Source organism: Yoonia sp. (assembly GCF_042093035.1).
GTDB lineage: Bacteria > Pseudomonadota > Alphaproteobacteria > Rhodobacterales > Rhodobacteraceae > Yoonia.
On sequence record NZ_JBELFI010000029.1, the window covers coordinates 1 to 24380 of the forward strand.

The 24380-nt window shown below is 57.7% G+C and carries 24 protein-coding genes; 3 read left to right on the forward strand and 21 right to left on the reverse strand.

The window, feature by feature from the left end; translation table 11 throughout:
* The 10 genes from ftsZ to ftsW form a co-directional block, all read right to left on the reverse strand.
* Nucleotides 1–957: cell division protein FtsZ (gene ftsZ, locus ACFDSS_RS06065; protein ID WP_375254871.1), on the reverse strand; the 957-nt coding region annotated here is incomplete at its 3' end.
* 179 nt (nt 958–1136) lie between these two features.
* Nucleotides 1137–2471 (reverse strand): cell division protein FtsA, encoded by a 1335-nt coding sequence (ftsA, locus tag ACFDSS_RS06070; protein ID WP_375254872.1) that lies wholly within the window; start codon nt 2469–2471, stop codon nt 1137–1139.
* Nucleotides 2471–3370 (reverse strand): cell division protein FtsQ/DivIB, encoded by a 900-nt coding sequence (locus ACFDSS_RS06075; RefSeq protein WP_375254873.1) that lies wholly within the window; start codon nt 3368–3370, stop codon nt 2471–2473. The genes ftsA and ACFDSS_RS06075 overlap by 1 nt, the downstream gene beginning before the upstream one ends.
* Nucleotides 3358–4236 (reverse strand): D-alanine--D-alanine ligase, encoded by an 879-nt coding sequence (locus ACFDSS_RS06080; RefSeq protein ID WP_375254892.1) that lies wholly within the window; start codon nt 4234–4236, stop codon nt 3358–3360. Before ACFDSS_RS06080 ends, ACFDSS_RS06075 begins: the two co-directional genes overlap by 13 nt.
* Nucleotides 4237–4353: 117 nt before the next feature.
* The gene (gene murB, locus ACFDSS_RS06085) at nt 4354–5292 is read right to left on the reverse strand and encodes a UDP-N-acetylmuramate dehydrogenase (RefSeq protein WP_375254874.1); all 939 of its coding nucleotides are present in this window, start codon (nt 5290–5292) and stop codon (nt 4354–4356) included.
* A gap of 2 nt (nt 5293–5294) precedes the next feature.
* Entirely contained in the window at nt 5295–5582 is a 288-nt protein-coding gene (locus ACFDSS_RS06090; RefSeq protein ID WP_375254875.1) for a UDP-N-acetylmuramate--alanine ligase, read from the reverse strand.
* Between the two features lies 1 nt (nt 5583).
* A complete protein-coding gene (locus tag ACFDSS_RS06095; RefSeq protein ID WP_375254876.1) occupies nt 5584–5832 on the reverse strand; it encodes a DUF2484 family protein in 249 nt (82 codons plus the stop codon).
* Nucleotides 5832–7229: a UDP-N-acetylmuramate--L-alanine ligase gene (gene murC, locus ACFDSS_RS06100; protein WP_375254893.1), complete on the reverse strand. Its 1398-nt coding sequence runs from the start codon at nt 7227–7229 to the stop codon at nt 5832–5834. Before murC ends, ACFDSS_RS06095 begins: the two co-directional genes overlap by 1 nt.
* Before the next feature lie 17 nt (nt 7230–7246).
* Entirely contained in the window at nt 7247–8335 is a 1089-nt protein-coding gene (locus tag ACFDSS_RS06105) for a glycosyltransferase (RefSeq protein ID WP_375254877.1), read from the reverse strand.
* Nucleotides 8332–9501: a putative lipid II flippase FtsW gene (ftsW, locus tag ACFDSS_RS06110; RefSeq protein ID WP_375254878.1), complete on the reverse strand. Its 1170-nt coding sequence runs from the start codon at nt 9499–9501 to the stop codon at nt 8332–8334. The genes ACFDSS_RS06105 and ftsW overlap by 4 nt, the downstream gene beginning before the upstream one ends.
* Before the next feature lie 187 nt (nt 9502–9688).
* On the opposite strand from ftsW, the gene ACFDSS_RS06115 reads away from it, so the two are divergent.
* Complete coding sequence (locus ACFDSS_RS06115) at nt 9689–10867, forward strand: NAD(P)/FAD-dependent oxidoreductase (protein ID WP_375254894.1); 1179 nt, start codon at nt 9689–9691, stop codon at nt 10865–10867.
* 16 nt (nt 10868–10883) lie between these two features.
* Here ACFDSS_RS06115 and murD read toward each other — a convergent pair whose 3' ends face one another.
* From murD to ACFDSS_RS06165, 10 genes are all read right to left on the reverse strand, one after another.
* The gene (gene murD / locus ACFDSS_RS06120) at nt 10884–12284 is read right to left on the reverse strand and encodes a UDP-N-acetylmuramoyl-L-alanine--D-glutamate ligase (protein WP_375254879.1); all 1401 of its coding nucleotides are present in this window, start codon (nt 12282–12284) and stop codon (nt 10884–10886) included.
* A gap of 9 nt (nt 12285–12293) precedes the next feature.
* Nucleotides 12294–13376: a phospho-N-acetylmuramoyl-pentapeptide-transferase gene (mraY, locus tag ACFDSS_RS06125; RefSeq protein WP_375254880.1), complete on the reverse strand. Its 1083-nt coding sequence runs from the start codon at nt 13374–13376 to the stop codon at nt 12294–12296.
* Nucleotides 13377–13385: 9 nt separating this feature from the next.
* The gene (murF, locus tag ACFDSS_RS06130; RefSeq protein WP_375254881.1) at nt 13386–14819 is read right to left on the reverse strand and encodes a UDP-N-acetylmuramoyl-tripeptide--D-alanyl-D-alanine ligase; all 1434 of its coding nucleotides are present in this window, start codon (nt 14817–14819) and stop codon (nt 13386–13388) included.
* Nucleotides 14816–16303, reverse strand: a complete 1488-nt coding sequence (locus tag ACFDSS_RS06135) for a UDP-N-acetylmuramoyl-L-alanyl-D-glutamate--2,6-diaminopimelate ligase (RefSeq protein WP_375254882.1) — start codon at nt 16301–16303, stop codon at nt 14816–14818. The genes murF and ACFDSS_RS06135 overlap by 4 nt, the downstream gene beginning before the upstream one ends.
* 10 nt (nt 16304–16313) lie before the next feature.
* Complete coding sequence (locus tag ACFDSS_RS06140; RefSeq protein WP_375254883.1) at nt 16314–18098, reverse strand: peptidoglycan D,D-transpeptidase FtsI family protein; 1785 nt, start codon at nt 18096–18098, stop codon at nt 16314–16316.
* Nucleotides 18095–18454: a cell division protein FtsL gene (locus ACFDSS_RS06145; RefSeq protein ID WP_375254884.1), complete on the reverse strand. Its 360-nt coding sequence runs from the start codon at nt 18452–18454 to the stop codon at nt 18095–18097. The genes ACFDSS_RS06140 and ACFDSS_RS06145 overlap by 4 nt, the downstream gene beginning before the upstream one ends.
* A complete protein-coding gene (gene rsmH / locus ACFDSS_RS06150; protein ID WP_375254885.1) occupies nt 18455–19435 on the reverse strand; it encodes a 16S rRNA (cytosine(1402)-N(4))-methyltransferase RsmH in 981 nt (326 codons plus the stop codon).
* Between the two features lie 3 nt (nt 19436–19438).
* On the reverse strand, nt 19439–19933 hold the full coding sequence (locus tag ACFDSS_RS06155; RefSeq protein WP_375254886.1) for a division/cell wall cluster transcriptional repressor MraZ: 495 nt from the start codon (nt 19931–19933) through the stop codon (nt 19439–19441).
* A 564-nt stretch (nt 19934–20497) separates the two neighbouring features.
* Entirely contained in the window at nt 20498–20995 is a 498-nt protein-coding gene (locus ACFDSS_RS06160; protein ID WP_375254887.1) for a GNAT family N-acetyltransferase, read from the reverse strand.
* Complete coding sequence (locus tag ACFDSS_RS06165) at nt 20992–22065, reverse strand: Mrp/NBP35 family ATP-binding protein (RefSeq protein ID WP_375254888.1); 1074 nt, start codon at nt 22063–22065, stop codon at nt 20992–20994. The genes ACFDSS_RS06160 and ACFDSS_RS06165 overlap by 4 nt, the downstream gene beginning before the upstream one ends.
* Before the next feature lie 224 nt (nt 22066–22289).
* Here ACFDSS_RS06165 and ACFDSS_RS06170 point away from each other — a divergent pair, with 224 nt between their 5' ends.
* Both ACFDSS_RS06170 and ACFDSS_RS06175 read left to right on the forward strand, forming a co-directional pair.
* Nucleotides 22290–22532 carry a DUF1127 domain-containing protein gene (locus ACFDSS_RS06170; RefSeq protein ID WP_375254889.1) on the forward strand — a complete coding sequence of 81 codons (243 nt, stop codon included), beginning with the start codon at nt 22290–22292 and terminating at the stop codon, nt 22530–22532.
* A gap of 444 nt (nt 22533–22976) precedes the next feature.
* Nucleotides 22977–23576, forward strand: a complete 600-nt coding sequence (locus tag ACFDSS_RS06175) for a LysE family translocator (RefSeq protein WP_375254890.1) — start codon at nt 22977–22979, stop codon at nt 23574–23576.
* On the opposite strand, the gene ACFDSS_RS06180 is transcribed toward ACFDSS_RS06175, so the two are convergent.
* A partial coding sequence (locus ACFDSS_RS06180; protein WP_375254891.1) for a 3'-5' exonuclease occupies nt 23573–24380 on the reverse strand: 808 nt, incomplete at its 5' end. The two genes, ACFDSS_RS06175 and ACFDSS_RS06180, sit on opposite strands and share 4 nt — an antisense overlap.

Here is a 24380-nt window from a genome sequence, read left to right on the forward strand (position 1 = left end):
GATTCCTGTTGCAACAACTGACACGCGCATTTTGCCTTCCATCCCGGTATCCAGAGTGGAGCCAACGATGATATTTGCGTCCCCGTCAACCTTTTCGCGGATCTTGTTGGCGGCCTCATCCAGTTCAAACAACGTCAGGTCGTAACCGCCTGTAATGTTTATCAGAACGCCCTTAGCGCCTTCCAGAGAAATCTCATCCAGAAGCGGGTTCGCGATGGCTTTTTCGGCGGCTTGAATGGCGCGGTTTTCGCCTTCGGCTTCGCCTGTGCCCATCATCGCTTTGCCCATCTCATCCATCACAGCACGGACGTCTGCAAAGTCGAGGTTAATCAGGCCCGGACGCACCATCAGGTCCGTCACGCCCTTCACACCTTGGTAAAGGACATCATCCGCGAGCGCGAAGGCTTCGGTGAATGTGGTGTTTTCATTGGCCAGGCGGAAAAGGTTCTGGTTGGGAATGATAATCAGCGTATCGACGACCTTCTGGAGCGCTTCAACACCCGCCTCGGCCTGTTTCATGCGCTTGGCGCCTTCAAACTGGAATGGCTTGGTGACAACACCCACCGTCAGAACGCCCAATTCACGGGCCGCTTGGGCAATGATCGGTGCAGCACCGGTACCCGTTCCGCCACCCATGCCGGCAGTGATGAAGCACATATGCGCGCCTGCCAGATGATCGACAATCTGTTCGATGCTCTCTTCGGCGGCGGCGGCACCAACGGTCGCCCGCGCGCCCGCGCCAAGACCTTCGGTGACTTTCAGACCCATCTGGATTTTGGACGCAGCGCGTGATTGCTGCAGCGCCTGTGCATCCGTGTTTGCGACCACAAATTCGGTGCCATCAAGCTCTTGCTCGATCATATTGTTGACGGCGTTGCCACCCGCACCGCCGACACCAAACACTGTAATGCGTGGTTTCAGTTCTTCATGCCCAGGAAGGGAGAGATTCAAAGCCATAAGTCGATCCGCCTGTTTTTTAAATTTCGCCCGTGCCCCCGGGCTATCACTGCTTATTGGACCCAACGATAGCAAAGTGATGCTGAAAGGTCACGACAAAAACACAAAATTGACACCAAATCTGGACAAAAACCTTGACCACTCACCGACAATTCGACGGACAGGCAAGATATTGCGCATTACCAGTTGTCCTTGAACCATTTTACCGCCCGTTTGAGCGATCTGGCCGGATACCGGTCGGCCGGAATTTCAAAATCCCACCATTCGTCTTGGGGATTCGCGGCAAAAAGCGTCAGCCCGACAGCGCTTGAAAAAGCCGGGCCAATTGCCGCCTGCGGCAAACCCTGTACCCGCAATGGCCGTCCCAAACGCACCTGTTGGCCGAGAATCTTGCTGGCCAAACCGTCAAGTCCGGGGATCTGGCTGCCCCCGCCGGTCAGCACGATCTGTTGACCGGGCAAATGTTCAAATCCGGCGGCATCAAGACGCGCGCGGACTTCTTCCAAAATCTCTTCCACACGGGGGCGCATAATGCCGATAAGCTCTGCCCGGCTCACGGTGCGCCGATCATGTTCCCAATCGCCGGTGTCGCCGCCGATCTCGATCATCTCGCGGTCGTCCATGCCAGTCGCCATGACGCCACCGTAGAATGTCTTGATCCGCTCCGCCGTTGCCGTTGGAATTTGCAAGCCCATAGAGATGTCCGAGGTCACATGCTCACCGCCCATACGCACGCTATCGGCAAAGATCATGTGTTTTTTCATGAAGACCGACAGGCCGGTGGAACCACCCCCCAGATCAATACAAGCCGCACCCAGCTCCTGTTCATCCTCAACAAGCGATGACATGCCGGAGACATAGGCCGAAGATGCAATGCCCGCCAACTCAAGGTCGCACCGCTTGATACAATGAAACAGATTCTGCACCGCGGTCGCATCGACGGTCAGCATGTGCATATCCGTCGTCAACCGATTGCCAATCTGGCCACGCGGATCACCAAGACCAGAACGGTGATCCAACGCGAAATTCACTGGTTGCGCATGAATGACCTCTCGATCAGCGCCATAATCAGGCACATCGCATGACGCCATCACCTGAGAAATATCCTGCTCGGTCACAACACCGCCTGTCACATCCAGCGACCCATCTAGCCCGTATGAACGCGGGCGCGCCCCGGACAGGCAGGCAATCACATGATCCACCCGAACATTTGCCATCTTCTGGGCGGCCTGCACAGCCGTGCGGATCGCACGTTCCGTTTCCTGCATCGCCTCGATTTCGCCAAAGCGCACGCCACGCGACCGGGTTGTGGCGGCACCGATCACCCGAAATTGCGACTGGCCGGCGAGCGACCCCACCCCATCTGCGCCGCGGAACTGTTCCGGGCCATCAAAGCGCAGCACCAGGCAGGCAATCTTGGATGAGCCGACATCCAAAATGGCGACCACCCCGCGTTGCATCGCTGCTTTGCGCATTTGCCGCATTGCGCGTTGGCTGTCATATAGATCGCCCATCAGTGGTCCACCCCGTTTATGTTTGTTGTTGTTTCGCCCCGGCGCAACGCGGCGGCGGCTTCTTTGCTCATCCGCAGCGTTGGTCGGTTCGCGTTGCGCATATCCACAACGGCGACATCGCGGCTCAGCATATTTTGTGCCGTATCCAGCGCGATCACACGATCAACGGCTCTGACCGGCGCATCGGCCGGCAGGAGAATGCGCTGATCGCGATCAAGCACGATATCCCAACGCCGTTCACCCATCCGCACCAAACCACGGGTGCGCGCCATCAGCGGGCCGGAAACCGCAAATATCGCCAAGGCTTCCTGAATGTTATCTTCGGCGCCGTCGCCCGCGATCAATGGCAGATCAAGTCGATCTGAGCGGGCACGGATTTGCCCGGACCGGACCCCGCCAGCATCAATCAAACGCAAGGTTTGGCCATCCCGCCAGAGCGCCACAGCCACACGCGGCGTCAGCCGCACTTCCAAGGCGCCAGCCTGACCAATGCGCACGCTGGCGGATTTGATCTGTTCCAGGTTCTCGATGTTGGCACGAATGCCCTCAAGATCGAGCGCGAAGGACGAAACGGGGAAATCAGTGGGAAGCAATGTTGCGACATCCGCCATCGCCGCTGCTCCGGCACCCGTCACATTCATCGATTGCACCATGAATTGCGGGCGTTCCTGAAAGCTTTGCAGCGTGTCTGCCACCTTTGCATCAAAGGCGGAGCGGTTGTCGGGGCTGGCGAACCACACAGCCGCAATACCCGCAATCGTAAGCATCGGCACACCAATTTTCGTGGCTATGCGGACGCCCGGTGTCAACATCCAGCGCTGGAATCGATACCCCAATCGCGACGGGGCCGGATCGCGCGGTGGGCCATCGATAGAGGTGCGCCTTATCAACGATCGCATGATGCATCCTCCACCATCCAGGCGCAAAGCTGCGGGAATGTGATCCCGACATGCGCGGCTTGCTCAGGTGTCAGCGAGGTTGGCGTCATACCCGGTTGCGTGTTGGTTTCGAGCAGGATCAAACCATCAAGCCCGCGCGCCTCATCCCAACGAAAATCAGTACGACTGATACCACGGCAACCCAAAGCCTGATGCGCTCGCACGGCGTATTCCATGCAGGCATCAAAAACCTCTTGCGGGATATCCGCAGGTAAAACATGGCGCGACCCGCCGGGGGCATATTTGGCCTCATAGTCGTACCAGCCATCGGTCAGAATATCGGTGACCGTCAGCGGCACATCACCCATCACGGTTGTTGTCAGCTCGCGACCGGGCGCAAAAGCCTCGACCATGACTTCAGCAGGCATTTCGGCCGCCAATTGCGGTGGATCGTTGGCATCTTCATGCACGATATAAATGCCAACGCTGGAGCCTTCATTGTTCGGCTTCACAACATAGGGTGGCGGCATGACATGGGTTTGGCGAACGTCATCGGCCTTGGCCAGGATGCTGTCTACGACGGGCAGACCTACTTTTCGGTAGACGTCCTTTGTGCGCTGCTTATCGAGCGACAATGCGGACGACAGAATGCCTGAATGCGTATAAGGGATCTGGAGCCATTCAAGGATGCCCTGCACCGCACCATCCTCACCCCAACGGCCATGCAGCGCATTGAAAACAACATCCGGTGCAATCCCTGTCAGACGCGCAGCAACATCGGCGCCCGCATCGAGCGCCTCCACGTTGTAACCTGCGTCCCGCAAAGCTGCCGCACATTCACGACCCGAGCTGAGCGAAACATCGCGTTCCGCCGAGGGGCCGCCCATGAGGACAACAACTTTCGGGTTTGTCCTGCTCGACATACCCTACCGCCTTTGATCGCGGGTCTTTTTCGACCCGTCATTTGGTGATCCATTTTCTGGATCGTGGCCATTTTTGGCCCGTTATTCATCGCGGCCGGGCACCTCTCGGTCACCGACCCGCATAATTTCCCATTCTAGCGTGATCCCTTGGCTAGCGTAAACCTTTTTCCGCACGTCTTCGCCCAAATCCTCAAGTTCTGCGGCCGTCGCGTCCCCGGCGTTTGTCAGGAAATTCGGATGTTTGGCGTTCATGACTGCCCCGCCCAGCGCCGCACCGCGCATTCCTGCGTTCTCAATCACTTTCCATGCCTTCAGATCATGCACGTCATCCGACCTGCCGGTCGAGGAAAACCCCACCGGATTGCGAAACGTTGAGCCAGCCGTGCGATCTTTGGTAGGTTGCGTTTCATCGCGTTTTGCCAGTTGATCTGCCATACGCTGATGAAGGATCTCAGGCGCCTCTCGCGGTGGTGTGAAACGGGCGCCAACAATCACCGCGCCGGCTGGCAAGCTGCTTTGGCGGTAACCAAAGGCCATGTCGCGCGGTGCGCGTTCTTCGATCTCTCCCGCACGGGTCACGACCGTCACGGCCGTCACGACATCCGCTACATAATCGCCATAGCAGCCCGCGTTCATCCGCACTGCACCGCCAATCGTGCCGGGGATGGTGCGCAGGAAAGTCAGGTTGAACCCCGCATCCGCCGACTTGCGTGCCACATGTGCATCAAGTGCTGCCGCCCCTGCATGGACGTGATCTGCGCCAATCTCAATGGCGTTGAAGCCGCGTCCAAGACGGACGACGACACCCCGAATGCCGCCGTCTCGCACAATCAGATTGCTGCCGACGCCTATTGGGAAAACTGGAATTTCTGGATCAATGGCGGCAAGAAAATCCGCCAGATCTTCCACATCGGCAGGCTGAAACAAGACCTCAGCCGGACCGCCCACGCGCAGCCATGTCAGATCAGCCAAGACGCGGTGTGGTGTCAGCCTGCCGCGCACCTTGGGGAGGTCAAGCATCGTCAAACCTCCCGATCATCGCGTTTGCGTAAAAGCCAGCCAAGCAATCCACCCGCGATTGCGCCCAGCGTTGCAGGCACTACGACCAACATGGCAACGCCCGTTGCAAAGACTGGATTGACGCCGAATGTCCCGCCGCCCGCATAGATAAAGACGACCAAAGTCGCCCCGATCACGGAGCCAATCGACAGCGCCAACCCGCTTTGGCCTTCCCGCATCAGCCAGGTCAGCAGCAAAAACGGCACGATTGCCGCGATCAGCATACCGCCAAAGATCAATAGTTGTATCACGTCAGCCCCCTTTGAGCCGTTCCTGCAACCAACGCCACAAAAAGTAAACCGGCCAACGCAAGACCAATCCGCCAACCAAAAGGCCCAGGAGCCCCATCATGACCCCGTTTTGCCAAGTCACCCAGATGAGCACTGGCACGCCAATTGCCATTAGTACATAGGCGCGCCGCCAGTGATTGTCGGTGGATGGGATAACGGACAAAATGAACGCCAGCACGACCCAAAGACCAATCAACAGAATCCCCGGCATTAGCCCTGCAAACGCTCCGGCAGGCGATTGGCCCAAGTGCTAATGGTACCGGCACCAAGACAGACAACCATATCGCCGGGGCTGGTTTGTTCGCGCACAAGGCGCTCCAATTCATCCTCGGATTCAACTATGCGCGCATGACGATGCCCGTGCCGGATCAGGCCCGCGACCAGATCCGCATGACTGGCGCCCTCAATCGGCTCTTCTCCGGCTGAAAAGACCTCTGAAATGCCCACGACATCTGCGTCGTTAAAGCAGGCGCAAAATTCCTCAAAGTGATGCGACAGGCGGCTGAAACGGTGCGGTTGATGGACCGCGATAACACGGCCTTCGGTCGCTTGACGCGCGGCTTTCAGCACAGCAGCGATCTCAACCGGATGGTGGCCATAATCGTCGATAATTGTGACACCGTTGATCTCTGCCACCTTCGTGAAGCGGCGATTGACGCCCTTGAACCCCTTCAAGGCGGCGCGGATTTCATCCTTCTTCATGCCAAGGTGCCGGGCAACAGCGACCGCAGACAACGCGTTGGAGACATTGTGGTCCCCCGGCATCGGCAGCACACAGTCTTCGATCATCGCGTTCTCGACCTGCAATGCGATGTCAAAATGCGCATGGCCATTCTTATAGCGCAAATTGACCGCCCGAATATCGGCCTGTGCGTTGAAGCCATAGGTCACGACACGACGATCGGTGATCTTCCCGACCAGTGACTGCACATCCGGGTCATCGGTGCAGCACACGGCCAGCCCATAGAAGGGAATGTTTGACACGAATTCGTAAAAGCCCTGATGGAGCGCCCCTTCGGTGCCCCAATGTTCCATATGTTCCGGGTCGATATTGGTGACAATCGCAATGGTCGCGGGCAGGCGGTTGAATGTGCCATCGCTTTCGTCGGCCTCAACAACCATCCACTCGCCCTGCCCCATGCGTGCATTCGAGCCGTAGGCATGAATGATACCACCGTTGATGACCGTGGGATCAATGCCACCCTCATCGAGCAGGGCCGCGACCATTGTGGTCGTCGTTGTTTTGCCATGCGTGCCCGCAACTGCCACATTGGATTTCAGGCGCATCAATTCAGCGAGCATCTCCGCGCGGCGCACAACAGGCAGGCCTCTGGCGCGTGCGGCGTCCAGCTCCGGATTGCCCGGTTTGATCGCAGAAGATATCACGATAACCTCTGCCCCTTCCAGGTTTTCCGCGCGCTGGCCTTCAAAGATGATCGCGCCCAAAGACTTGAGACGATCGGTGATCTTGGAGGCCTTCAGATCAGAGCCTTGTACACTATAACCATGGTTCAACAGCACCTCGGCGATACCGGACATGCCGATGCCGCCGATGCCAACAAAATGGATAGGGCCCACATCAAGGGGCAGTTTCGTTGCTGCATTCATCGCAAGGGCTCCATCCATCATTTTTGGGCCAACTCTTCTACAAGGGCAACCAAACGGTCGGTTGCATCCGGCACACCGCAGGCCAAGGCCGCTTGCGCCATTTTCAACATGCCGGCTTCATCTGACAAAAGGGCCGCCAGTCTTTCAGTGAGCGGGGCGACATCAAACTCCGCCTCGCTCATGATCTGTGCCGCACCCGCGTCCACCAATTGACGGGCGTTTGCGGTCTGTTCGTCGCGAATAGCGCTGGCAAATGGCACCCACAAGGCCGGACGCCCTATGATGCTGACATCGGCAACAGTTGACGCCCCCGCCCGCGAGATCACCAATTGCGCATCCGCCATCCGGCGCGGCACATCATCAAAAAATGTCTGAACATCTGCCTTGAGAAGCTCGCTTTCGTAATAGTCAGTGACACGGTCCATGTCTTCCGGACGCGCCTGATGCGAGACACGGATGTTGCGGCGCAAATGCTCTGGCAGGGCCGCAATCGCAGGCGGGACGACGTCAGACATGATGCGCGCACCCTGAGAGCCCCCCATCACCAACAGCGACATCGGATAATCCCCCGGCGCAATATAGGGCGCGCCTGCATGGTCCAAAACCGCTGCGCGGACCGGATTGCCGGTATGCGTACCTTCCACACCGGCAGGCAAAGCCGTCGGCCAAGTCCCGCATGCAATCCGGTCCACGCGTTTGGCAAAAAGCTGGTTCACACGACCAAGCACACCGTTTTGCTCATGGATCATGCGCGGAATGCGCAGAATCCAAGCGGCGGCCATCGCAGGGATCGCTGGATAGCCTCCAAAACCAACGACAACGGCAGGGCGTTCGCGCAACATGCGCCATTTCGCAGCCCCAATGCCTGCCATAATCCGAAACGGCACCAGCAGCTTGGCCGCGATGCCACCGCGCGCAAAGGTGGCGCTGCCGACAACGGTGACCGCAACCGCATCGGGAAAGCCGCCCGCATAGCGCGCGCCGCGCACATCTGTCGAAAGCTTCACACGCCAGCCCTTGGCCAGCATCGCCTCCGCCAGCGCCTGCGCAGGGAACATATGCCCACCCGTGCCACCGGCTGCGATCACCAGCAATGGCGCCGTCATCGGTTTGCCCGGCGCATCAGGATATCACCCATCTCTCCTTGCGGGCGCGTCCGCGTGAATGCCAGCAACATGCCGACGGCGATCCCGCTGGCAATCAACGATGAGCCACCATAAGACACAAATGGAAGCGTCATGCCCTTTGCAGGCAAGAGCCGGACCGCAACACCCATGTTAATCATCGCCTGTACACCAAACATCGTAACCAGACCGGTCCCGGCAAGGCGAATAAAGACATCCCGTTCTTTCATCAGCCGCAAAAGCGAGCGCACGACGATCACCCCATAAAGAACGATAATCACCAGAACACTTATCAACCCGTATTCCTCTGCGGCGACAGCGATGATGAAATCGGTATGGGCATCGGGCAGCGACCACTTCACTTGACCCTCGCCAACGCCTACGCCGAAAAAGCCACCCTCACGAATAGCGTTTGTGGCATAACCAAGCTGCGTGGTCGGGTCCAGATCGGGGGACAAAAACCCGTCAATCCGGCGCGCGAAATGTTCCGAATTCGCATAGGCCACGGTACCCGCCAAAAACACCAGTCCGGCAAGAACAATCAAAAGCAGCATCGGCACACCGACGACGAAATACATCACGCCCCATGCAAACAAAACAAGTGCAGCCTGCCCGAAGTCAGGTTGCAATGCGAGCATGAGCACAATGACGATCGTCAAAACAAAGGAATATATTTTTCCGGGTGGCCCGCCCAACTGCGTCGAAGCTGCAAACAGCCAAGCCGCCATGACAACAAAGCCAGGTTTTAGAAACTCCGACGGCTGCACTGAAGCAAAGCCCAGCGAAAACCAGCGCGTCGCGCCTTTGCCGTAGTCCGTCCCGAATATCGGCAACAGCGCAAGCGCCACGAAAGCCGCAAAAAACCCCAGAACGGCGAGACGACGAACCAGTTTTGGCGGCATCATCGACACCACCAGCATCGCAATCATGGCCATGCCGCCAAATATCGCTTGCCGGATCACATAGTGAAAGGGTTCCAATCCGTTCTTCGCCGCAAGCGGCGGAGAGGCCGCAAGACCAAGCAACATGCCGATCCCGAAAAGGACCAGAATGCAGGACATCGTCCATCTATCAATTGTCCGCCACCACCGTGGAAGAACCGGGTCGCCGGATTGAACCGGGACCGTTCCATAGACCATTTCCGTCATGGATCACCGCCATTTGCCTCTGTCGTCCGTTTTCCGGATCTATGACAACCTTAACCGTCATTCGCGCATGTTTCCATATAAAAAGATATCCGCAGCTGCCTTCTTAATCCCCGATAAACTTCCGCCGGAGGCACCTTGCGCGCACAGAGCGTTTGATATCCCTGCCACCTTGCGCCATATCGCCGGCATGGAGTATCAGACTTTGATTATCGGCGCTGGGGCCGCAGGCATGATGTGTGCAGCCCACGCTGGCCCCGGCACATTGGTGGTCGACCATGCCAAAGCTCCGGGGGAAAAAATTCGCATCTCCGGCGGCGGGCGTTGCAATTTCACCAACATGCATGCCAGCCCTGCGAATTTCGTCAGTGTAAACAAACACTTTTGCAAATCCGCGCTTAGCCGCTACACCCAATGGGATTTCATCGCTCTGGTCGATGACTACGGGATTTCGTGGCATGAAAAGACCCTGGGGCAGCTCTTTTGTGACGTATCGGCCAAAGACATCATCGCGATGCTGCAATCGGAGATGGACAAGGCCAAGGCAGCACTCTGGCTCAATACACATGTGCAAGACATTCAATCTGACGGTACTCACTTCAGGGTGTCTTTGCTCAAAGACGGCAAGGACTACGCCTTGAAGGTGCGCAATCTGGTGGTGGCCTGCGGCGGCAAATCAATCCCGAAAATGGGAGCAACCGGCTTTGCCTATCAGATCGCGGCCCAATTTGATGTTCCCGTCGTAGCCCCACGTCCGGGGCTCGTGCCGCTGACGTTTTCAGACGAAAGGTTCAAATCATTGGCGGGCGTTGCAGCACCCGCACGTGTCAGCGCCAACGACACCAGTTTCGATGAAGCCATCCTCTTCACCCACCGCGGCCTATCCGGCCCTGCGGTCTTGCAAGCGTCGTCCTACTGGCACGAAGGCGATGAAATCCGCATCAATCTCGACCCCGAAGGCGCGCTGCTGGAGAAACTTCAGGCCAACCGACAATCCGATGGGCGTAAAGCCTTTGCCACCGTACTGGGCCAGCACCTGCCCACGCGACTGGTCGACCATCTCAGCCAGGCGTTGAACCTACAGGGCAATATCGCCGATCAAAGCGACGCAAAGCTCAATGCGGTTTGCACCGCACTTTCAGACTGGGTGCTGCGACCTGCGGGCTCTGAAGGCTACCGAACAGCCGAGGTCACCTTGGGCGGAATTGATACCGACGCATTGTCTTCAAGGACGATGGAAGTGAGCCGGACCAAGGGCCTCTATTTCATTGGCGAAGCGGTCGATGTCACCGGCTGGTTGGGCGGGTATAACTTCCAATGGGCATGGTCGTTGGGGTGGGCTGCGGGTCAGGCGATCGCAGGCAAGTGAACTCTCGCTGACCAATCTAGTTTTGGGCTGCCTTCACGCGCGCGACGAAATCTTCCCCGCGCTTCTCAAAGCTGTCATATTGATCGAAAGACGCCGCCGCCGGCGCGAGCAACACGACTTCTCCGGGTGTGGCGTCGGCCATGGCACGAGCCACGGCCACATCCATTGTGCCACAGACTTCGGTGTCAAAGTCAGTCAGCTGGCGCGCAAACCCTTCTGCTTCGCGGCCAATCACATAGGCTTTCACCACATGAGAGACCTGCGCCAGAACCGCATTAAGCCCGCCTTCTTTTTGCAGGCCGCCGCAAATCCAACGGATTTTCTCGAAGGCCTGTAGCGCTTTCGCGGCACTTTCCACATTTGTGGCCTTGCTGTCGTTCACGTATGTGACGCCTGCGATCTCTGCCACAACCTGACTGCGATGCGGCAGGCCGCCAAAGCTGTGCAGGGCGGCCTCGATCCCTTTGGGGCCAAGGCCGATGGCGCGGCAAGCAGCATAGGCGGCGCAGGCATTTTGATGGTTATGCGCCCCCGGCAAGCCGGGCACATCGCGCAAATCAATCGCGGCCACCTGACGCGCTTTGCGATGCTCCGACAAGAACCCTTTGCGTGCAAAGACAGTCCAGCCCTGCCCGCCCAGCTTTTGACCTGACGAAATCCGGATCACCCGATCATCACCCACACCCTCAATCATCTGGTTAGCCACATAGCGCCCCTCAACCTCGTCCACACCAATCACGGCGCGATCAGGGCCACCTTCGGCGAACAAGCGGCGCTTGGCGGCAAAATATCCGCCCAAACCCGCATGGCGGTCCAGATGATCCGCGCTGAGGTTTGTCAAAACGGCGATGTCCGGCGTCATACTGCGCGCCAGATCAGTCTGATAAGATGACAGTTCCAGCACCAGGACTTCACCATCATGCGCAGGCTCAATATCCAAGACGCCACGGCCAATGTTGCCGGCCAATTGCGCAGACCGGCCGTTTTCGATCAAAATGTGATGGATCAGGGCCGCTGTCGTGGATTTGCCATTTGAACCGGTCACGGCAATAACGCGCGGTGCGGTGTCAAAGTCACTCCAGTCCTCTGTCGCGAAAGACCGAAAGAACAGGCCAATATCGTTGTCGACGGGAACGTCCGCGTCCCAGGCTGCCGCGATCACCGGGTTCGGTGCCGGATAAAGATGTGGAATGCCGGGACTGACGATCAAGGCCGCCACGTGTTCAAACGCGCCTGGCTTGCTCAGGTCACGCAGGTCCAATCCATCGGCCTCTGCTGCCTCGCGGGCCAAAGCGCTATCGTCCCAGACAACCGCATGTGCCCCGCCCGCCTGCAAAGCCGCCGCCGTCGCCCGACCAGAGCGTCCAAGCCCCAGAACTGCAACCGTTTTACCCGCATAACCCTGAACAGGTATCATCGCCCGCCCCTATCTGACCTTCAGCGTCGCCAGACCGATCATGGCGAGGATCAGCGAGATAATCCAGAAGCGGATCACGATCTGCGGTTCCGCCCAGCCCTTTTTCTCATAGTGGTGGTGGATCGGCGCCATCAGAAAGACACGCCTGCCGGTCATTTTGAAGTAAACCACCTGAATGATAACCGAAAGCGCTTCGACCACGAACAAGCCACCGACAATAGCGAGAACGATTTCGTGCTTTGCAGCAACAGCGATCGCGCCCAGCGCGCCGCCCAGTGCCAGCGATCCGGTGTCACCCATAAAGACCGCCGCCGGAGGCGCATTATACCACAAAAAGCCCAATCCCCCTCCGATTAGGCCCATCGTGAAGATCAGCAATTCACCGGTGTGCGGCACATAATGCACGTCCAGATATTCGGTAAAGTCAGTGCGGCCCACAGCGTAGGCAATCACCCCGAAAGTGCCGGCCGCAATCATCACGGGCATGATTGCCAAGCCGTCCAACCCGTCTGTCAGGTTTACCGCATTTGCTGAGCCGACAATGACAAGAATGGAAAAGGGCACAAAAAGAATGCCCAGATTGATGAGGGAATTCTTGAAGATGGGCAAGGCAAGCTGGTTGGCAAGATCAGCCGGATGATAGGCAGCAGCCCAGTATCCAGCGATACCCGCAATAACAATACCCAATAAAATCCGCACTTTACCGGACACTCCTGAGGAGCTTTGTCTGGATACTTTCGCATAGTCATCAGCAAAGCCAATTGCCGCAAATGAAAGTGTCACAAACAGCACCATCAAAACAAAGGGATTGTCCAGACGCGCCCAAAGCAAGGTCGAAAATGTCAGCGCCCCGACGATCAGCAAACCGCCCATCGTGGGCGTTCCGGCCTTGGCAAAATGCCCCTCCGGTCCGTCATCGCGGATCGGCTGCCCCTTGCCCTGCCTGCGCCGCAACACATTGATAAGCGGTGGCCCAAAGATAAATCCAAACAGCAATGCCGTCAAAAACGCACCGCCTGCACGGAATGTAATATAGCGAAACAGGTTAAAGAAATCGCCGCCGTCCGAGAGTTCAGTGAGCCAAAAGAGCATGAGAGGGTCCTATTCTTCCTTTGGGCGGCGATGCCCCAGTTTTCGGATGGCGTCAACGACTACGCTGACTTTTGAGCCTTTTGAGCCTTTGACCAACACAACATCACCCGCATCAACGAGCCGCGGCGCTTTGGAAACAAGCTCCGCCGCGGTCGCGGCCCAATTGCCGCGCTGGGCATCAGGCAAGGCTTCCCATAGGTGCCGCATCAGCGGGCCTGCGCAATGGATCAGATCGAGGGTTTTCAAATGCGCGTTATGGGCCATGTCGCGGTGCATGGCGACTTCGTCGCGGCCCAGTTCAAGCATATCCCCAAGGATCGCAATCCGCCGTCCTTTGACGATCCGCCCGACGCTGTCCGTTGGAGCAGATGCCGCCAATACCTCAAGCGAGGCAGCGAGCGACGTGGGGTTCGCGTTGAAAGCATCGTCCAGTAATTCGAGGCTTTCACCGTCATTTGCCATATCCGTCACGATCACTTCGCGGGTGCCGCGCCCTGCCGGTGGCACCCATGATGCAATATCGAGCGATGCGGCTACGGGATCAGCACCCAATGCCTCCGCCACGGCCAGCACACCGACCGCATTCATTGCGAAATGCCGCCCCGGGACGGAAAGCTTGAAAAGGTAGTCCTCACCCCTGCCCCTTGCCTTAATCACTGTCACGTCTCCTGAGATGCGGACGCTTGCAACAGTCCAGTCAGTAGCCGTCTCACCAAACATCACCTTCGTCGCACCGAGGCGATCCGCGTGATCCTGCAATATCCCGGTCGTTGCGATATCACCGTTCAGCACAGCGATACCGCCGTCTACCAGACCATCCATGATGCAGGCTTTTTCCTGCGCAATACCTGCAAGATTTTGAAACGATGCCAGATGCGCGGCTGCCACGGTCGTGACCATCGCCACATGCGGGCGGGCCATTTGCGACAAGGGCGTGATTTCGCCCGGATTGCTCATGCCGATCTCAATCACTACGAAATCGGTGTCCGCAGGCATTCGCGCCAGTGTCAGCGGCACGCCCCAGTGGTTGTTGTAGGACGCTTCGGCTGCGTGGCATTTGCCCTGCTTTTCAAGGACTGCACGCAGCATTTCCTTGGTCGAGGTCTTGCCGACGGACCCGGTAATGGCCGCGACTTTTGCATCTGTTCGCGCACGCGCGGCCCGACCAAGCGCGCCCAAAGCGGCAAGCACATCATGCACCACAAGGAGCGGCGCGTCCTTTGGCACATCCTTGGGGCGATGGGTCACCAGCGCGGCGGCAGCCCCTTTGTTCAGGGCATGCGCGACAAAATCATGACCGTCGCGCATATCTGTCAGTGCGACAAACAAATCCCCCTGCGCAAGCGTGCGCGTATCAATAGAGACCCCGTTTGCCGCCCAGTCATGTTGGCTCTTGCCGCCAGTTGCAGCAACGGCCTCAGCGGATGTCCAAAGTGGGATCATATCCGCCCCTCAAGCGCAGCGACGGCGACGCTGGCCTGCTCAACATCGTCAAATGGCAAGACCGTGTCGCCGACGATCTGTCCACTTTCATGGCCCTTGCCTGCGATCAGCAAAGCATCCCCCGCGCCCAGCATATCAATCCCGCGCAAGATCGCCTCCGCCCGATCGCCGACCTCGGTGATACTGTCAGCGCCGCGCGCTTCAACGGCACCAGCCATAACTGCGGCGCGAATTCTGGCAGGGTCCTCTGAGCGCGGGTTGTCGTCTGTGACGATGGCAATATCCGCATGTTGCGCCGCCGCAGCCCCCATCAACGGACGTTTGGCGGGATCACGATCACCGCCAGCGCCGACAATGACGATAATCCGGCCCATCACATGCGGGCGCATCGCCTTGAGTGCCGTCTCAACAGCATCCGGCGTATGGGCGTAGTCCACGAATACCGCCGCACCACTTTCACGGGTCGCGGCAAGCTCCATCCGGCCACGCACGGTTGTCAGATGCGGGAGCGTCTCAAAGACATCTGCCGGATCAGCACCTGCGGCAATGACCAAAGCCGCCGCCAGCAGCACATTTTCGGCCTGAAAACCGCCGATCAAATGCAGGCGGGCCTGTCGCGCCTTGCCCTGCCATTCAAACAGCAGGTCTTGGCCTGTCGCATCAAAGCGCTGACCTGTCAGTCGTAATCGCGCGTCCGCCTGACGGCCCACGCCGATGACTTCCTGCCCGCGAGCGTTACAAATCGCGGCGACTTCTGGACCCTTTGGGTCGTCGAGGTTGATCGCGGCGACGCCATCCTCCGACAGAACCCGTTTGAACAGGCCCATCTTGGCCGCGAAATAGGCTTCAAAGGTTTCGTGGTAATCCAGATGATCCTGGCTGAAATTCGAAAATCCGGCGGCGGCCAAAAGCACCCCGTCAAGGCGGCGTTGATCCAGACCGTGGGATGAGGCCTCCATCGCGACATGGGTGATGCCATTTTGCGCGGCCTCTGCCAAGACACGGTGCAGGGTGATCGGCTCCGGCGTTGTGTGTTTGAGAGGATGTGTCCATGCGCCCTCAACCCCTGTCGTGCCCAGATTCACGCCGGGCATGTCCAGTTCTTCCCAAATCTGGCGGCAGAAGGTCGACACGGATGTTTTCCCATTGGTGCCCGTGACAGCCACGACTGTGGCTGGGTGCGGACCGAACCAGAGCGAAGCGGTCTGCGCCAATGCCTGACGCGGGTCTTGGGCAACAATCAAAGCCACCGAAGAGCCCGCAAGGACATCTGCCGCAATCCGGGCGCCGTGCGCGTCAGTCAGGATTGCGCTGGCTTGCATCCGTAATGCGTATTGGATGAATTCACCGCCATGAACCTGCGCACCAGGCAATGCGGCAAACAGAAAACCCGGCTTCACGTCGCGGCTATCAACGGCCAATCCGGTCACTTGCGCCTCGCGCCCGCCTTGCGCTGTCAGCCCCAGATCCGCCAGTGATTTCATCGCCGCCCCCTTAGTTTGAGGTGAGTGTTACACCGACCTGTTGGGGGCTGTCCACTTGCGGACGTAGCCCCAAAAGAGGTGCCACGCGGCGGATCATTTCAGCCGCGACCGGAACGGCAGTCCAGCCGGCTGTGCGGCGGGGTTCCGCGCCTGAGTTCTCTGATGGCTCATCCAATGTGACGATCAGAACATATCGCGGGTCATTGGCGGGAAACACCGAAGCGAAAGTCGAGATCACTTTGTCCTCGTAATAGCCGCCGCCGTTGGTGCGCGGTTTGTCGGCAGTGCCGGTTTTTCCGCCCACGGCATAACCCTGCACCTCGCCGAAGGATGCGGTGCCGCGGGTGACGACCTGACGCAACATCTGACGCGCAAGCACGCTGACCTCAGCACTGACAACGCGTGGGCCAAGCTGGGGGTCATCGCGGCGCAACAAAGTGGGCTCAATCCGGGTACCACCATTGAGCAAGGACGCGTAGCCTGCAGCAAGATGCACCGGCGAGGTCGAAAGACCATGCCCGTAAGATATTGTCATTGTTGAAATTTCGGACCAATTGGATGGCAGCAAAGGTCGCCCGGTTGGGGCTTCGACCATCTCCAGCGGCGTTGGCTCCAGAAATCCCAGGCTGTCAAGAAATTCACGCTGCCGTTCTGCGCCGATCTGCATGGCAATGCGCGCCGTTCCGATGTTGGAGCTTTTGACGATCACATCTGTCGTGCTGAGTTGCGGGCCATAGTCCTTGAAATCCCTGATCCGAAACGGCCCCCACCGCAACGGACCTTCTGTGTCGATCATGGTGTCATCGCTGACCAGACCCAGTTCCATTGCCTGGGCAATAGCGAATATCTTGAAAACCGAGCCCAGTTCGTACACGCCCTGCACCGCCCGGTTGAAAAGCGGGCTGTCGGTTTGATCGCCACTGGTCAAGACCCGAGGCCGATTGTTCGGGTCAAAGTCGGGCAAAGACACCATCGAGACGATTTCACCGGTGTAGATATCCATCAAAACAGAGGCCGCACCCTTGGCATTCATAATGCTCATGCCGCCGGCGAGTACCTGTTCGGACGCAGCTTGCACGGTCAAATCGAGAGACAACTCCAGCGGCGCACCCTCGTTCGCCGGATCGCGCAAGAAGTCGTCAAACTGCCGCTCGACCCCGGCGACCCCGATGACTTCCGCGCTGGAAACACCTTCGCGACCATAGCTGGCACCGCCCAGAATATGCGCGGCGATGGGACCATTGGGGTAAAGGCGCATTTCGCGCGGGCCAAACAAAAGACCGGGCGATCCGATATCATGCACCGCTTGCATCTGCTCAGGGCTGATTTGGCGGCGAATCCAGAGAAAGCGGCGATCGCCAGTGAAATCAGCCAGTAATTTCTCTGCATCGAGTTCGGGAAATATCTCCATCAGGCCGTTTACGGCATTTTCGGGGTCGACCATTTCGCGCGGGTGAGCGTAGAGCGAATAGGTTTGCAGATTGGTTGCCAGAATGCGCCCGTTACGATCCACAATATCTGACCGTTGACCGATAATCGGGTTGCCCGCAACAGCGGCACGCGGTTCTTCCGGGGCAGACGCCGCAAGCGCGCCCATGCGCAAGCCAATCAGGGCAAAAGCACAAAAGAAACCCAGCCCCAGCACCAACAAACGGCCCTCTGCACGGTCACGTTGTTTATCGGCTACGGCTTCATGGCGGCGGGCCCGGTTTTCGGCCTCGATTGCGTCGGGATTTTCACCCTTCGCGCGGGCTTTGAGAACACGGGCAAGTGGGCGGAGCGGTGTACGGATCATAGGTCATTCCCTGAGGCATCAAACATATCCGACGACAGCGCAATCGGGTCGGTTATCGGCTTGATCGGCGGCAGCGGATAGATGATCTGATCGACGCGCCCAAAAGCGGAGGGCATCAAGGGAAGCAGCCCCAAGCGGTCAAAGTTCAGGTCGGCCAGATCAGCAAGCCGATCAGGGCGGTTCAGATAGGCCCACTCTGCCTGCAACACGTTCAACCGCTCATGTGCGGCGCCAATGCCGTTGTAAAGCTCACGCACATCCGCTATCGCGGCTTGGGTCTTGTAGTTTTCCTGATAGGCCCAGAACCCCAACCCCATCACACCTAGAGCGGCAAAAACATAAAGTAGTCCACGCATTTAACGGCCTCCCTTTTTCTTCTTCATTGGCATACCCAGATCGACGGGATCAATCTTCTGCGCAGGTGCATCAGTGCGGACCGCGACCCGTAGCTTCGCTGAACGTGACCGCGGGTTTTCTGACAGTTCCTGCGCATCAGGCCCGATCGCCTTACGCTTTCCGATTTTGAAAGCGGGCGTGACCTGCGCAGTCTCCGGCGCATAGCGGTTTGCGTTGGCGATGTTGCCGGAACGGGCCTGCAAAAAGCGTTTGACCATGCGGTCCTCGACGGAATGAAACGTCACGACAGCCAATTTTCCGCCCGGTTTCAGTGCGCGCTCAGCGGCCATGAGCCCGTCTGCCAATTCGCCATATTCGTTATTCACAGCAATGCGCAGCGCTTGAAATGTGCGTGTCGCGGGATGCGATTGACCGGGCTTCGCGCGCGGCAGACAGCTTTCAACAACCTTCGCCAACTGCCCGGTGGTCGTCAGCGGACGGGCAGCGACAATAGCTTTTGCGATTCGGCGCGAGGCGCGTTCTTCGCCATAAAGGTAAATGATATCAGCAAGCTCGCCTTCATCGGCATCATTGCATAGATCCGCCGCAGACATCCCCGACTGCGACATCCGCATATCCAGCGGCCCGTCGCGCATAAACGAAAATCCCCGTTCAGCCAGATCCAACTGCATTGAGCTGACACCAAGATCCAACACAACCCCATCGAGATCGCTTGCATAATCATCCATTTTGGAAAACACGCCTTCGACCAACGCGATCCGATCGCCGAAGTCGGCCACCCAATCAGCCGCCAACTCAAAGGCCAGCGGATCACGGTCAACACCAATCACCTTTTCAGCACCCGCCTCAAGCAACGCACGCGCATAGCCGCCATTGCCAAAGGTTCCATCCAGCCAGACCCCCGAAACAGGCGCTACCGCTGCGATGAGCGGTCTAATCAGAACAGGGATATGAGGTGAGATTTCAGCGGCAGCAGACATCATTCATCCGTCCAAAAGTATCAACGGATCAAAGTCATCGCCCTGCGCGTCCAGCCAATCCGTGAGATCATCGGCGACCTTCTCTGTATATGTCTCGGCCTTCCATATCTCGAAGTGATCGCCCAAACCCATGAAGCGCAACTCCCCGTCGCGCAATCCCAGTTTCTCGCGTTGTTTGATCGGCATGACCGTGCGGCCGTCTTTGTCGACCTCCAACATGATCGACTGACCAATAATAAGGCGCGACAGCTTGTCTTTTGCAGCGGAGCCGCGCTTGAGCGCGTTGATCTGGCCCACAACGGCGTTGAATTCAGCCACAGTATAACCGTGAAGCTGATTTTTCAGATGATCGCCATAAAGAAGGTACATGCGGGGAAACAGGCCGGTTGTCCAATCAGGATCACCGCCCTCAAGCACACGACGGAAGTCCGCTGGGATCGACATGCGCCCCTTTGCGTCCACCTTTTGGGTGTGTGTGCCTGTAAAACTCAGAACCACTGTCCTTTGGCCCTCTCCCCTCGAAATTCCTTTAGATGTGAGAACGGCGGATCGATCTGCTGCCACTGATCAATCCGCCGCCTCGTCCCTTTACGGGAAGTCCGACTGCGCGTGCCACCTGGGGGGATGTCTGCTCGCTCACGCGCCGGCTCTGGTGGGTAATGGCGAAGCCTGTATGAAACCTGCTTTTGCCGGTTGGGGTTCTTTAAATGCCCCTTTGGAAGTCGTGTCCGTCATTACCGTAAAACAGTTGTGACACTAGTTTTGATCTCAATCAACAATTATTTTGGGATTTCATGGAACTTATTGGGCACGGCTGGAGCATGTTGAAAAGTGGCTTCTTTTTTGTGCACCATGTTAGCCCACAAATAGACTGTGAACAGATCATACCTACTACATATAGCGTCTTTCGGCGAAATGCCTATGTTTTTGTAGCGAGCACGCATTTCTCAGCAGTGATGCGATTTTTTGGGTTTATGGCGTCTTGTGACAATTCGTGTAAGAGAATAGCACGATAATTCGGAATTTCTTGAACCGATTCCATGGTTTCCCGAAATCGGTCCTTCAGACCGATGCTTCCAACCGCTTATGCATCACGAATGCATCGACAAAGCCGCGCTTGGGATGCGCGAAAGCCTCAGGAATGGTGCCGACCCGCTCAAAGCCCAACCGCTCCCACAGACGTACAGCACCACCATTGCTGGCCAGCACCAGATTGAACTGCATCGCCCGGTAGCCCAGATCAAGGGCGACGGCCTGACTATGTAGGCACATCTCAGTCGCAATCCCCTGCCCGCGCACGGCAGCGCTGACGACATAGCCACAATTGCAGATATGTGCGCCGCCACCTGCCTGATTGGTTTTAATGTAATAAGTGCCGACGATCTCTGCGTTGATTTCCGCAACATAGGCTTCACGCGCATGGCTCACCCAATAGCTGAGCGCTGCATCGCGGCTGATCCTGGGATCAACCGCATAGGTTTCGCCCGCGCGAAAGACTTCCCGCAAAAGCGACCAGATTGCCGCACTATCGTCTGGCCTCGCTCGTCGCAGCGTTGTCAAGCAATGCCGCCTTCGATAAAACGTCGTGCCAGCGCGCGGTAAGCATCCGCCATCGGCCCGTCACCGGTCGCAATCGGTGTCCCTGCATCGCCCGCAAGCCGTGTATCAAGATCAATTGGCAGCGCGCCCAAGAACGGCACACCGATCTTTTCAGCCTCTGCCGCAACACCGCCTTGACCGAAGATATGGCTCTCGGTGCCGCAGGTCGGACAAACGAAGGTGGACATGTTTTCGATCATCCCCAGGACTGGGGTCCGCAGAGAGTTGAACATATCGAGCGCTTTGCGCGCATCAATCAACGCCACATCTTGCGGGGTGCTGACAATCACCGCGCCTGTAAGTTCTGTCTTCTGGCAAAGCGTCAGTTGCACATCACCCGTCCCCGGCGGCAGATCAACGATCAGCACATCCAAGTCGCCCCATTGCACCTGCCCCAGCATCTGCTGGAGCGCACCCATCAGCATCGGCCCGCGCCAAACCACGGCCTTGCCTTCTTCCATCATCAAACCGATCGACATCATCGTCACACCATGCGCCCGCAAAGGTATGATGGTCTTTCCGTCGGGCGAGCCAGGACGTTTGTTTACCCCCATCATCCGTGGCTGCGACGGCCCATAGATATCTGCATCCAGAAGCCCAACGCGCCGCCCTTCTCTGGCCAAGGCGACTGCCAAATTGGAAGAGACAGTTGACTTGCCGACACCCCCCTTGCCGGAGCCGATAGCCAGAATCCGGTCAACACCTGATACTCTGGCCGGTCCCGCCTGCGGCGTTGGATGGCGGCCAACCTTAAGTGATGGCGGCTCTGCGGGTTTGGGCGCGGGGCCATGGGCCGTCAAAACAACTGTCGCGTTCTCTACCCCTGGCAGACGACGGACGATGTCCTCTGCGGCGCGGCGCACACCATCCATTTTCGCGGCCTCCGCCGGATCTGCTGCCTCAATAACGAATTTCACTGTGCCGCCGTCAATATTCAGGGCGCGGATCATGTCTTTGGACACCAAATCCTGTCCGCCCGGCAGTGTGAGCCGCGACAAAGCGCCCAATATTTCATCACGGGTGACAGACATGGCAGATCCTTCAGTTTCCAAAATGACTAGTTTCACAGCATCATCTGGCACGATTTGCACAGAGCGCAAGCCTTCGTGCCCCAGAAGTGGCAATTATGACAGAAACATGACGATAGGTCAGCTTTGCTTATGCATTTTCTGCATAGCAGCATTGCCGAAAGACTTATTGTGCAACTGCAGCATTCACCTACATACTCATTACAACAGCGGGACAGCCCGCAGAAATGAAACATGAATTCCTGAGTAGTCAAATGACAGTTCAAACCGCAACACACGCAGCGCTTCCTGACTTTGCAGCACGCCTTGGCTCTTTGCGCACCAAAATCGCAGAAGCCGCAGCAAAGCGCAAAGTTTACCGCACAACGCTGACAGAGCTTGAAAGCCTTTCACCACGCGACTTGGCCGACTTGGGCATTGCCCGGACGTCAATACACGAAATCGCTTATGAGGCCGCCTACGGCGCCTGACAAGAACACGGATCTGGATATTCCTCCCTGTCTAAATCAGATCCGCGACCGGCCCAACGCTTCACCTCCTCCCGAGGCTGAGGGCCACCAATAAGGTGGCGGCATCCACCTCCTCCCGGATGTCGCCGCTTTATGGAAAGTTTCGGAACCGCCCACCTCCTCCCGGGTTGGAACCGATAAATGCCACAGGCTGAACGCACCTCCTCCCGCGCGACGTTTGTGAAGAAACGCAAGGCTCGCCTCCTCCCTGAGCCGAACCGTTTGTAAATAAAGCGGCCATGTCCACCTCCTCCCGGGCATGGCCGTTTTTTTATGTCTGTTGAAGGGCACCCTGGGACAAGTCGTGCATGCCGTATCGCTTTCATTTATCTGAGGCGTGACATATGGATAACAAATGATGCTCCCAAACACGCGCGCGCGCCTATCGCGCGTTCACCCTGCGCAATGACCTATGAAGTTCTAATCGCACTGATCGGCTTTGCGTTCGCAAGCTCTATTACTCCAGGGCCCAATAACCTGATGCTGATGGCCTCAGGTGCAAATTACGGCTTGCGCCGGACCTTACCGCATATGTTGGGCGTCACGCTGGGGCACACCTTTATGGTGGCAATGGTCGGGCTGGTGTTGTTGCAGGTCTTTGAAAACTATCCGGCGCTCAACCTCATGCTGAAGGTCTTGAGCGCGTCTTATATGCTTTGGCTGGCGTGGAAGATTGCAAATGCGGTCCCACCTGAGGCCAAGGAAGTGACAGGCAAGCCCTTTTCCTTCCTGCAAGCGGCGGCTTTCCAATGGGTCAACCCGAAGGCGTGGTTCATGGCGATCACAGCGATCAGCGCTTATGCGCCACAGGACGCAGGGATTTTCGCAGGCGCGCTGTTGGTCGCCATCATTTTCGCAGCGGTGAACCTGCCATCAGTGACGGTCTGGGCCTGGATGGGGGTGCAAGTGCGCCGCTGGTTAGGCACAGCGCGGCGTTTGCGGATTTTTAACGTCTTAATGGCGGTGCTGTTGGTGGTGTCGCTTTATCCGATGTTGATGGGTTAGAACGGCACATCATCCGCATTGGTCGCACTGACAACAAACTTGGCCACCACATGCTTTGATCCTGCTTTATCAAATTCAATCAATAGCTTATCGCCTTCGATGCCCATGATCTCACCATAGCCGAACTTCTGATGAAAGACGCGCTCACCTTCGGTAAAGGCGCTCACCGCATCCATATCAATGGTCATATTGCGCGCTTCGGATGGCATCGACATACCCCGTTGCTGGCTGCGCGATTGCAGGCGACGCCACCCGGGGGAGTTATAAACATCCGCGCGATGCGCCTCTTCATGCAGGGTCGATCCCACCATGCCCTGCGCCGCGGGGGAGGCACTTGCAGCCATACCTGCCGCACCAAAACCACCACCATAAAGGCCGGGAGGCGTCAAAACCTCCACATGGTCTTGCGGCAATTCATCAACGAACCGCGACGGCATGGATGATTGCCATTGCCCGTAAACGCGGCGATTTGCGGCAAAGGAAATCGTACAAATCTCCTCCGCGCGGGTGATGCCGACGTAAGCCAATCGGCGCTCCTCTTCGAGGCCCTTCATCCCGCTTTCATCCATCGAGCGCTGCGAAGGGAACAGACCATCCTCCCAACCGGGCAGGAACACGGCAGGAAATTCGAGCCCCTTGGCGGCGTGCAGCGTCATTATACTGACTTTCTCGCCCTGCTCTTCCTGCTCATTGTCCATAATCAGGCTGACGTGTTCGAGGAAGCCTTGCAGGTTCTCGAAATTCTCCAGCGCCTTGACGAGTTCCTTGAGGTTCTCAAGCCGCCCCGGTGCCTCAGGCGTTTTG